Origin of the sequence: Vibrio sp. 10N.286.48.F5 (assembly GCF_041469785.1) — a bacterium.
In the GTDB taxonomy this organism is placed as follows: Bacteria; Pseudomonadota; Gammaproteobacteria; order Enterobacterales; family Vibrionaceae; genus Vibrio; species Vibrio crassostreae_C.
Window position 1 is genome coordinate 217724 of record NZ_JBFRLG010000006.1, and the last position, 11671, is coordinate 229394.

Consider the following 11671-nt stretch of genomic DNA (forward strand, 5'->3'; position numbering starts at 1 on the left):
GCTAATTCGTAAACGTATCTAGCTTGGGTTTAACAATAACCCCAGTTCTACGACCGCAACAATGCCGAGCAACAAAGCCAACACTTTCCAAAACTGGATCGGGTTTCGGTTTATCAAAGGTTGCTTGGCTTTGCTTTTCACCAAGCTTTGGTTTGGTGTGTAAAGGTCAGCGACAAAATCCCCCAACACTTGATGACGTTCGCTTGGTGATTCCGCGCAGGCTTTTTGTAATACCAAATCCACCCAGCTTGGTAAGTCAGCTCGTTTCTGTGTGATGGGTTGGTATTCCCATTGATGGTGACGAGATTGCTTAAGCGATTGGGCAGTCATTTCAGAGTAGGGCAATGCACCGGTTAGCATCTCATAGCCGATTACAGCGATAGAGAACAGATCAGAGCTGGTGGTCGCGCTGTTGTGCTTGATGGTCTCGGGTGCAATGTAATTGACCGCGCCTAATGGTGTGTCGTCCTTGTCAGTGAGCTCTCCCTCTTCAAGGCCTCTCACTAATACCGCACCAAGGTCGATGATTTTTACCTCACCATCACGTTGAATCATGATGTTCTCGGGCTTTAAGTCTCGGTGCACCATGTCTGCACGTTGTAATACTCGAATGCCTTGAGTGATCTTTTCTAATATGTCGCGCACTTCATTGAGTGACGGTTTTGGGTTGTCGTACATCCATTGTCTTAGGGTGATGCCTTCTACCCATTCGCAGATTTGGTATAAGAATTGCGAGTTCTCTGGCGTCGGGTAAACCTTCATTACTCTCTTGTTTTTTAGCAAGATCCCCGCCCATTGTTCATTAAAGAAAGCTCTGAGTTGCGAAGGGCTATCGTGATATTGAACGGAAGGGACTTTCAGCACGAACTCGGTTTGTGTCTCTTTCTGCATCACACGATACACATGGCTTCTTGAACCTGCATACAACACCTCAAGTACCATGAAGTTGTCGATACTTTGCCCGAGCTTTAAAGCGGGTGGGATTGCCCGTTTAGCCAGCTTCTCATGGAATTCAATCAGCGAAGGTTTAGGCAGATGGCTGACTTGCACAATCAAGCAGCTCACGTTGTCTGAGCTATTGTGGCTTAAAGCGGTGTTACAGATGGTTTGCGCTGCGTATTCGAAATCCGCTCCGGGTTTATCGATGTGTTCTTTGAAGGTGTTGGGAGATACAAACTCGTGCACGCCATCAGATGTCAGGATAAAGCAGTCGTTTTTCTTGATAGGCAGGGTTTGATAGTCAACGTTGAGTTGGTTGTCCATGCCTAAGGCGCGTGTTAGATAATGCTTCTGTCCCATATTTTTACGCGTGTGGTCGCGGGTCAGTTGGCGTAATTCTCCATCTCTTAGTAAGTAGATACGGCTGTCGCCCACGTGGAAGATATGCGCGGTGTTTGATTTGAGTATCACGCTGCTGAACGTCGAAACGAGGGCATTGTGGTTCACTTGTTGTGCGGGATGAATATTAGAAACAGACGTGTTGAAGAGCCAAGAATTGAGGGACGTTAAGACCTTTTGCGCCGAACGTTGGATGCTCCAGCTTTGGGGAGTTGCGTAATAGTCGTCGATAAACTGCATCACGCTGGTGTGACTGGCTTTCTGGCCGTGTTCACTGCAACTTGCGCCGTCTGCTATGCAGGCAACACTGCCTTTCAACTCTTGCTCTGCGCGAGTTTTTGGGTGTTTTACAATGATGGCATCTTGGTTTTCATCTCGTACGCCTTGATTCGAATAACCACCAAACTTAAGCGTTAACTGGTTGTTGGATTCTGGCGTGATGACTTGCCCTTGGCTGAATGAAATTGTCATAACTGGTCTTCTTCTTAACTGCTCTTCTTCCCGCTTCCTTGACAGAACATCCTAGGAAGAACAAAAGCCCTAGTGAACTTAGAGCCTTTGAACGAAGCACCTAGCATTGATGTATCCGCTAAGGTGCTTCTCCCGATTCAATAATATCAATGCTTCATAGTACAGACCTAGCTTGAAACATTAATCAGCGTGACACTGCCATCGTCGTTTACTTCGGCGATTTGACCGTTAGGCTCTTCCATGAACAGTAGAGTCACAAAGCCAAGTACCGCTGTTGCAGCAATCACTAAGAAGAAGGTTTGGTAGCTCACGAATGACAACACAGTTAGGTAAACTACTGCACCCACGTTACCGTAAGCGCCCGTCATACCTGCAATTTGACCTGTCATACGACGCTTGATTAGAGGAACCGTTGCGAATACCGCACCTTCACCCGCTTGCACGAAGAAAGAACACGCCATCGCCGCAACAACCGCTAGCCATACAGGCCATGTGCTGTCGACTTGACCCATTGCGAAGTAACCCACAGCAAGACCAATCGTTAGAATAAGCAGTGTTGGTTTACGACCGAATTTATCTGAAATCCAACCACCACCTGGGCGAGACATTAGGTTCATAAAGGCATAAGCCGATGCAACCATACCTGCAAGAACCGGTGTTAATTCAAAGGTTTCAGAGAAGAACAGTGGCAGCATAGAAACCACAGCCAGTTCAGAACCAAATGTTGCGAAGTACAATACGTTAAGTACCGCTACTTGCTTGAACTTGTACTGGTGAATCTCAGGCACTTCTTCTTTAAATACGTTCTTGTTTACTTTCCAAACTTGCGACACTTCGTACACGTAAAGTGCTGCTAAACCTGCATACACAGAGTAAACCGCCATGTCAGACAACATGTTGATGTTGCTTGGTGATAGCTTCCAAGTCAGTAGCGCTAAAGCGGCATACATAGGGATCTTCATAATAAGTAGGAAGAAAAAGTCACCCTTTGATGTCACTTCCATTGCTGTTACTTGAGCAGGCTTGAAGTAAGTAGAACCTTTTGGTGTATCTGACACGTTTTTGTAGAAGATAAACGAGAACGCTAAGCTCATTACGCCAGTAATACCGACCGCATAACGCCAGCCGTCTTCACCACCAAACGCTAGAGCGAGAGTTGGAAGTGTGAACGCTGCTGCTGCTGAACCGAAGTTACCCCAACCGCCGTAAATACCTTCTGCTGTACCCAGTTCGTTGTGTGGGAACCATTCAGACACAAGACGAATACCGACAACGAAACCTGCACCAATGAAGCCCAGTAGGAAACGAGCGATTGCTGCTTGAATGAAAGAGTCTGCCAGAGCAAACATGAAACAAGGGATAGAACAGACCGCGAGTAGCGAAGAGTAAACCAACCTTGGGCCGTATCTATCGGTTAGCATGCCTATTGCGACACGTGCCGGAATGGTCAATGCAACGTTGAGGATCAGGAGGGTTTTGATCTCTTCAGTAGAAAGACCAAGCGTAGTTTTTACCATTTGCAGTAGTGGGGCAAAGTTGAACCACACAACAAAGGTAATGAAAAAGGCCATCCAGCTTAGGTGTAAGACCTTCATCTTACCCGTAAATGAAAGCAGCGAAAATTTAGTGTTATCCATGGTTTAAATCCTTTAAATCTGGAAAATTACCCGGTTTGTGCACCTGCGTTACTTCCGAACTTAGAACGCTTTTAATGTGCATAAACCCTGTGCCGAAATTGCGCACGCCAATAAGCGTTTGCATGATGGTGTCGGCGGTTTAGTTAACTGGCGATAGCAAGTGGTGTGAGAACTTGAACTTGTTCTCCTTGTTTGCGAACTTCAAATTTCACGAGCTTGAGCTCAGGCTGTTCAAGACATTCGCCAGTTTCTAAGTGGTAATGCTGCTTGTATAAGGGTGAGGCCACGTAAGGTTCTCCGCTTAATGAACCAATTATACCACGTGACATCACATTCGCCTTGCCGATAGGGTCGTAATTAGAGAGCCCATAAAGCGTGTCGCTGCGCTTGCAGTAAAAAATAGCCACTTGGTTATCGTCTACTTTGGCGCAAATTCCCCCGTTTGGGGTTAGATCGCTGGTGCTGCATACGGTTGTCCAATTTTCCATGACTTTCTCCTAGTCTAAAATTGAGTTTTTATTTTTTTATTGATGAACTTGATGAACCTGATGAAATTTATGAAACCTCAGTCACTTCGATTTGGTCTGCTTTAGCGAGCTTTTCATCGCGTTTTGAATCGGAAGAAGAGCTCAAGCTCGGCTTAGGAAAACGCTGCTCTCGTTCTTTGATGAATGACAGGCTAGTGTCCATTTCTTCGCTGTTGATGTAGTGCTGGAAACGCTTCATTTTTTCAGGGTTTTCGATGGTGGTTTTCCACTCACATTGGTATTTTTCGATGTTAAGGGCGATATCGGCTTCAAGTTCTTCAGCAACGTTGAGCTTGTCTTCAATCACGACTTGCTTGAGGTATTCAATGCCGCCTTCAAGGTTTTCCATCCATACCGATGTACGCTGTAGGCGATCCGCGGTACGTGTGTAGAACATCAGAATGCGGTCGATGTATTGCAGCAGGGTGGTTTCATCAAGGTCGGTCGCGAAAAGGTCACCATGGCGAGGGCGCATACCGCCGTTACCACAGATATAGAGGTTCCAACCTTTGTCGGTTGCGATAATGCCAAAGTCTTTCGATTGGGCTTCTGCACATTCACGAGTACAGCCAGAAACCGCAAACTTGATCTTGTGTGGTGAACGCAAGCCTTTGTAGCGGTTTTCTAGTCGAATCGCTAAGCCAACACTGTCGTCGACGCCGTATCGACACCAAGTGCTGCCCACACACGATTTCACGGTACGTACCGATTTACCGTAAGCGTGGCCAGTTTCAAAACCAGCATCGATTAGCTTTTTCCAGATGATTGGCAGTTCGTTAAGTTGCGCACCAAATAAGTCGACGCGTTGACCACCGGTGATCTTGGTGTAAAGGTCGAATTCTTTAGCGACTTCGCCAAGCACGATCAATTTATCTGGAGTGATTTCACCGCCTGCAATACGCGGAACCACCGAGTAAGTGCCGTCTTTTTGCATGTTACCGAGGTAGATGTCGTTGGTGTCTTGCAGTTCGATATGTTGATCTTCAAGGATGTAATCGTTCCAGTAGGAAGCCAGAATCGAACCGACAGCCGGTTTACACACGGTACAGCCCAATCCGTTTCCATGAGAATCCAATAGCTCATCGAAGGTCTTAATTTTGTTGACGCGGATGATGTCAGTTAGCTCTTGGCGAGAATACGAAAAGTGCTCACAGATATCGTTAGAGACTTCCACACCTAGGTTACTTAGCTCGCTATCGAGAACCTGTTTAGCAAGGGCAGAACAACCGCCACAACCTGTTGAAGCATTAGTGGTTTCTTTCAATGCGGCCATCGTGGTGCAACCCGCTGAAACCGCGTCTTTAATGTCGCCTTTGGTTACATCAAAACACGAACAGATCACTGCGCTATCGGGCAGAGCTTCAACACCCATTGCCGAACCTGAATCATCCGCGACATTAGGTAGAATCAGTACTGATGGGTTTTCAGGAAGAGGCATGTCATTTTGCTTTATTTGCAGTAGCGAACCGTAAGCCTCTGCATCACCGACCAATACTGCACCGACAATCTTTGTGCCGTCTGCCGAGATGATCAGGCGCTTATAAACTTGTTCAATTTCATCGTTATAGGTATACGACTGAGCGCCTTCTGTCTTGCCATGTACTTCACCAATACTGGCCACATCGACGCCAAGCAGTTTGAGTTTGGTGCTCATGTCGGCACCAGTAAATGCAGCATCGTCAGTGCCGCCGGAGACAATATGCGAAGCCGCGACTTTCGCCATGGAGTAACCGGGTGCGACTAAGCCGAAGATCTTGTTGTCCCAAAGCGCACACTCACCAATCGCATACACGTTGTCGATGTTAGTTTGGCAGTGATCATTAATCACGATGCCGCCACGTTCACCAATGGCGATATCAGAGCTGCGAGCTAGGGCATCTTGAGGGCGAATACCTGCAGAGAACACGATCATATCGGTTTCAAGGTGGGTGCCGTCTGCAAAGTTCATTCTGTAGCGAGCGCTTTCACCCGCGACTATCTCAGAGGTCGCTTTCTCGGTATGAACCTGCACACCAAGGTCTTCAATTTTTCTGCGCAGTAGGGCACCGCCACCGTCATCTAACTGTACGGCCATCAGGCGAGGTGCAAATTCAACAACATGGGTTTCCAAGCCAAGGTTTTTGACTGCGTTTGCGGCTTCTAAGCCAAGCAGGCCACCACCAATCACCACGCCAGATTTGCTGCCTTTGCTTGATAATTCAATGGCGTCTAGATCTTCGATGGTGCGATAAACGTGGCAGTGTTCTTGGTCGTTACCGGGAATAGGGGGAACAAAAGGGAATGAACCGGTCGCCAGAATTAAGGTGTCATAACTCTCGGTATGTCCCGATTCAGTCACAACGCACTTATTTTCAGTATCCAGTTGAGCGACTCTCGCGTTGAGAAGGTAATTGACGCCATTGCTTTGGTAATACTCTTCGCTGGTTAATGCCAAATCATCAGCATTTCCGCGCTTGAAGTAAGCCGTCAACTGAACTCGGTCGTAGGCCAGCCTTGGCTCTTCACTAAAAGTAATCACATCAAACTCATCACTGTCTGATTGCAGGATGTTGTCGATAAATTTGTGTCCAACCATGCCGTTACCAACAACGACGATTTTCTTCTTGCTCATAATCCATTCCTTATTCTCGGCGTCACCATCACTAGCATCTAATTTCTAGTCGTTAGCAGATGAATACCGGGTTGAGATTCCACTCAATTCATAATCATCAAGAAAAACAAAAATGTTTTTTCTAAGTCTTGGTTTCTAGTGGAGCAAGGAGGGTGCCAGATTGCGAGTTGTTCATTCAAATAAAATTTAAATTATATATTTCAATGTCTTAAAAATTGAGGGTGGCACGTAATTACCCCTAAAGTGGTATGTAAAATTTTTGTTAGATTTATATAAATGAGCGTTTGTGGTGCAACTTTCTGCAAGATGGTGCAAAAATTAAGTTTCTATCTTGGTTAAGTTGAAATCTATTCAGTATTGATATTTTGTTTTTTATTAAGTTATTGTTTTTAATGTGAAATATTTCATTTTTGTCGGCTGGTGTTAAGTGGCGTGCTATTTGCTTGGTTTGAATTATTACAATTATGGATAATTGAGCGAGAAACGGATGACCGATTCAAACAGCGGCTGGATAAAATCAACCTGTGCTTATTGTGGTGTAGGGTGTGGAATAGAAGCGAGACCGACATCGTTAGGAAAACTAGAAGTGCGTGGTGATAAAGATCATCCATCAAACTATGGAAAGCTATGTACTAAAGGGATTGCGCTTGGTGATACCGTAACGCCTTTAGGACGCCTAACACAGCCTGCTCATATTCAGAATGAGCAAAAACAAGAGCTGGACTGGAACAGTGCCACTCAGTTGGTCGCAGACAAATTCAATCAAACCATCGAAGAGTTTGGGGCCGATTCGGTTGCGTTCTATGTTTCTGGTCAGCTGCTTACCGAAGACTATTACGTTGCCAATAAATTGATGAAAGGCTTCATCGGCAGTGGCAACATCGACAGTAATTCTAGGCTATGTATGGCTTCAACCGTGGTTGGGCATAAGCGAGCATTTGGCGCAGACACCGTACCTGTCTGTTACGAAGATCTCGAGCAAGCCGATCTGGTTGTGATTACAGGCTCCAACCTAGCATGGTGTCATCCGGTACTTTTCCAAAGGCTAAGAGCCGCGAAACAAGCCAACCCTGCATTGAAAGTCATCGTCATCGACCCGCGTTATACCGATACCTGTGAAATCGCAGACATTCACTTGGCATTGGAATCTGGCTCAGACGTGGCGCTGTTTAACGGCTTATTGGGCTATCTCGACGATAACGACAAGCTAGATGCAGACTACATAGAAAACCACACTCAAGGCTTTACTGAATCAATTCGATCTGCGACTCACTACCGTTATACAGAGTCAGGTTATACCGAATCAGGCTGGGGCGACAAAAGCGTTCCTGAGCTCACAGGGTTAACAGAGCAGCAGCTAAAACAGTTCTACAGTTTGTTTGCATCGAATGAGAAGGTGCTGACCATTTACTCCCAAGGCGTGAACCAATCGACACAAGGGTGTGACAAGGTGAATGCGATTATTAACTGCCATTTAGCCACCGGGAAAATCGGTAAGCCGGGCATGGGGCCATTCTCAGTAACAGGTCAGCCGAACGCAATGGGCGGGCGTGAGGTGGGCGGTTTAGCCAATACCTTAGCGGCGCATTTTGAATTTGGTGATCCACAATCACACCAAACCGTCAGCGAGTTCTGGCAAACCGACAGCTTAGCCACACATGCGGGTTTAAAAGCGATTGACCTGTTTGATGTCATGAATGAGGGCAAGATAAAAGCCGTGTGGATCATGGCAACCAACCCAGTCGTGAGCCTGCCTGACAGCGAAAAAATCAAAGCCGCATTAGAGAAGTGCCCATTTGTGGTGGTATCTGACTGTATTGCCGACACTGAAACCACGCGCTTGGCCGATGTGGTGCTGCCCGCACAAGGGTGGAGCGAGAAGTCGGGTACGGTGACCAACTCTGAGCGCCGCATCTCACGTCAACGCCGCGTGTTACCAAGCCCAGGGGAAGCCAAACCCGATTGGTGGATTCTAAAAGAAGTGGCACAAAGAATGGGATTCAAAGAGCAGTTCGAGTTCCGCCACGAAGGCGAGATCTTCAAAGAGTATTGCGAGATGACTGCGCTCGGCAATGAAACAGGCAAAGCGCGAGACTTGTGCTTAATTGGACTCACGCAACTGGATGAGAAAGGCTATGGCGAACTCACTCCACAGCAATGGCCAGTATTAGAGTATCAACCAGAGATCATTGAGCAGCGCATGTTCACCAATGGCGAGTTCTTTACAGAATCTGGCAAAGCGCAGTTTATTGCGGTTGAACACGACAAGCCGATTGCCGATACTAGCCTGGAATTCCCGCTTATCATGAACACCGGTCGAATCCGAGATCAGTGGCACACCATGAGCCGCACAGGCTTGGCCGCAGGTTTAGGTGAACACACACCAGAACCCTTTGTCGCTATGCACCCAGATACCGTTGCTGAGCTTGGATTAGATGAATTTGGGCTAGATGCCTTCAACCACTCCACTATTAATCCAGTGGTGAAAGTGCGCAGCGCACAAGGCGAATGCCAAGCGCGCTTAGTGGTGACCAAAGAGATGCGCCGTGAACAGGTGTTTATGCCTATTCACTGGAATGCGCCAACTGCCAAAGACAGCAAACCATGCGACCTAATCTTGCCTCATACCGATGCTGCTTCAGGCCAACCAGAGTTTAAACACACACCTGTTGTGGTAGAGCCGTGTGGTTATCGCAGTGAAGCCGCACTGGTCAGCGACAAGGTGATGGATTGCAGCGGCTTTGATTATTGGGTTCGCCAAAGAGTGGAGGGCGGTTTTCTGTATCGCATCTCATCATCTAAGAACCCAATGGAGCTGGTGATTCAGCTTGCCAACACACTCGATGCTTTACCAGAACCCAACGCGGAGGCGATAAAATCACTCCATTACCACGGCAACAAATCATTCAAGAACTACGGCTCTGCCAAGCTGGGTCAGTCTGGCGTAAAGCAAGCCTTTGTGGTGAACAGTAAGCTCGATCATCAAAGCATCGACTGGCTGGTGGAATGTTTAACAAGAGAAGCCGATGAAGAATTTGAAGCCGATTTTTTGAGCACCATGGCGAAGTAATTACTACCTCTCACTCATCATACCTATAACAAAAACGCCGACAATCATGTCGGCGTTTTTGTTTGAGAACACGATTCCCAAGATAAAACCTTCTTGCCTGAACTGCGGTTTACTCACACATTAGGGAATTTTCTGCATTTTGCCGAAACTATATGGAAAATTTCTGCTTTTCGTCATGTTTGATACAAAGATAAGTAGGTAAGATGATGTTATTAAATGAGTTATTAGACTAAGTGTAGTGTGTCTTGGAAACTAGACAGAATTGTTTCGGGGACAAAATGCAGAATTATTCTGTCTAATATAGCTGTTAGCAATCACCACATAATAGTTAAGTTAGTAGGAAAACGTATGGCTTATGAAGCAAAAGTATTCAGAGTTCTTATCGCATCACCATCAGATGTGATAGAAGAGCGTGAAATTGCAGTAAAGACAATTCAAGAGTGGAATGATCTCAACTCTTCAGAAAGACAGATTGTTTTATTACCATTGCGTTGGGAAACTCATACCGCTCCAGAGTATGGAAAGAGACCTCAAGAAGTGATTAATCGTCAAATGGTTGATCATTGTGACCTTCTTATAGGTATATTTTGGACAAGAATTGGAAGTCCAACTGGAGTGAGTGATAGTGGAACGTTAGAGGAGATCGACGAAGCGGCTTCTTCTGGAAAACCGGTAATGCTCTACTTTTCAAAAATTAAAAAAGATCCAGATGAAATCGAACTAGAGCAATTGGTTCGCCTTCGTGACTTTAAGAACAAGACTTACCCTAAAGCTCTAGTTGAAAATTTTTCATCTCAAATTGAGTTTAGAGACAAACTTTCGAAACAAATAGAGCTCCAATTAAGAACATTGCTAACAGATAGTGACGGTAATTTTACTGGTAAAATTACCTCTGAGATCGATTTTGAATTTTCTAACGCTGAAACTGGCGAAAACCATGGAACTTCACTCAAACGAGAATGCACATTCTTGAATATTAATAACTACGATAACGTTCCTGATTACGAAGATGCTATTGAAAGAAAAGTTACTACACGTACGGCGGATGGTCGAGTTAGAGAAATTTCAATCGGTGGGACTCGAGACAATAAAGACTTCTATAGAGAAGTTGTCGATTATGCAGTCGCTGAAAAAATGTTCACTCCAATTGACTTTTGGCTAAAGAACAAAGGCTCATTGGGAGCAAAAGATCTTTATGTAGACATAAAGTTGGAATCTGACACTTCTAGCCTAGTTGTATTGACAGCAGCAGAGTTTGAGCTCAAAAAGCCTAGTAAGACAAAAGGTGAATTGTTCCCTAGTTTCAAGGGTACATATTATGAAGATATTTCAGTCGAAAAAGTTGAGGGACGACTCAATGAGTGGGAATTGAGTTTTGAGTTAAATGCTTTGCAGCCGAAACGTGAGATTTGCCCAGATACCGTTATATATATTGGAGCAGAAGAGTCTTGTACTGTGTCGTTCCACGTTACAATTTATGCAGATTCACTTCCTGAACCTATATGCCACAGTCTAACAGTAGATTTATCTGTTGAATCAGTAGAAATTGATGCGGTACAAATGCTGCAAGATTCGGGACAATTAGATTCGCTAAAGTCGGCCTAGATTGCTAACAAAGCGTTTAAGACAGATTCCCAACGCATGGCATTTTTCATTCCATCGTTGGGTTTAGTGTTTACGGTGGTATGGTTAGGTTTCGTGGTAGCGTTGCTTACTACTTAACGCGGCTACATGGATTCCCCCGGTTGTCAAACATCCGCTAAACTTATGTTGATGGGTTTTGGACTGCCGCTCTACATTCGGCCTACTTATCGACGATTCGCATCCGTCGTGGCCCTGATGACTTGCGCGACTGCGGTGCCTTATTCGTTAGATGACATCTAGTGTGTCCGCCGCATTAACAGGCTCTCCGCAAGTGGTCTTAACCTATCTCCATCATTAGCGTCTGCAATGACCCGGTGGGTTTAACTCTCTATGCTGCTTAGGTTTCTACTTAAGCAGCATAGTTTTCATATTC

At 45.7% G+C, this 11671-nt stretch carries 6 protein-coding genes; 2 read left to right on the forward strand and 4 right to left on the reverse strand.

Features of this window, described 5'->3' with window-relative positions:
* Positions 1-18 precede the first annotated feature (18 nt).
* From AB4185_RS06905 to nirB, 4 genes are all read right to left on the reverse strand, one after another.
* Positions 19-1809: a protein kinase domain-containing protein gene (locus tag AB4185_RS06905; RefSeq protein ID WP_372135210.1), complete on the reverse strand. Its 1791-nt coding sequence runs from the start codon at positions 1807-1809 to the stop codon at positions 19-21.
* Between the two features lie 167 nt (positions 1810-1976).
* Positions 1977-3446: a NarK family nitrate/nitrite MFS transporter gene (locus AB4185_RS06910; protein ID WP_017060867.1), complete on the reverse strand. Its 1470-nt coding sequence runs from the start codon at positions 3444-3446 to the stop codon at positions 1977-1979.
* Between the two features lie 143 nt (positions 3447-3589).
* On the reverse strand, positions 3590-3934 hold the full coding sequence (gene nirD / locus AB4185_RS06915) for a nitrite reductase small subunit NirD (RefSeq protein WP_017064759.1): 345 nt from the start codon (positions 3932-3934) through the stop codon (positions 3590-3592).
* A gap of 67 nt (positions 3935-4001) precedes the next feature.
* Positions 4002-6584 (reverse strand): nitrite reductase large subunit NirB, encoded by a 2583-nt coding sequence (gene nirB / locus AB4185_RS06920; protein ID WP_372135212.1) that lies wholly within the window; start codon positions 6582-6584, stop codon positions 4002-4004.
* Positions 6585-7056: 472 nt separating this feature from the next.
* Here nirB and AB4185_RS06925 point away from each other — a divergent pair, with 472 nt between their 5' ends.
* Both AB4185_RS06925 and AB4185_RS06930 read left to right on the forward strand, forming a co-directional pair.
* Positions 7057-9654, forward strand: coding sequence for a molybdopterin oxidoreductase family protein (locus AB4185_RS06925; RefSeq protein WP_372135214.1), 2598 nt, complete (start codon positions 7057-7059; stop codon positions 9652-9654).
* Positions 9655-10002: 348 nt separating this feature from the next.
* The gene (locus AB4185_RS06930; protein WP_260256506.1) at positions 10003-11259 is read left to right on the forward strand and encodes a DUF4062 domain-containing protein; all 1257 of its coding nucleotides are present in this window, start codon (positions 10003-10005) and stop codon (positions 11257-11259) included.
* Positions 11260-11671 lie beyond the last annotated feature (412 nt).

Coding starts and splice junctions, on each gene's coding strand:
- AB4185_RS06905 (WP_372135210.1), bottom strand. CDS start 1,809: ATGACAATTTCATTCAGCCAAGGGCAAGTCATCACGCCAGAATCCAAC.
- AB4185_RS06910 (WP_017060867.1), bottom strand. CDS start 3,446: ATGGATAACACTAAATTTTCGCTGCTTTCATTTACGGGTAAGATGAAG.
- nirD (WP_017064759.1), bottom strand. CDS start 3,934: ATGGAAAATTGGACAACCGTATGCAGCACCAGCGATCTAACCCCAAAC.
- nirB (WP_372135212.1), bottom strand. CDS start 6,584: ATGAGCAAGAAGAAAATCGTCGTTGTTGGTAACGGCATGGTTGGACAC.
- AB4185_RS06930 (WP_260256506.1), top strand. CDS start 10,003: ATGGCTTATGAAGCAAAAGTATTCAGAGTTCTTATCGCATCACCATCA.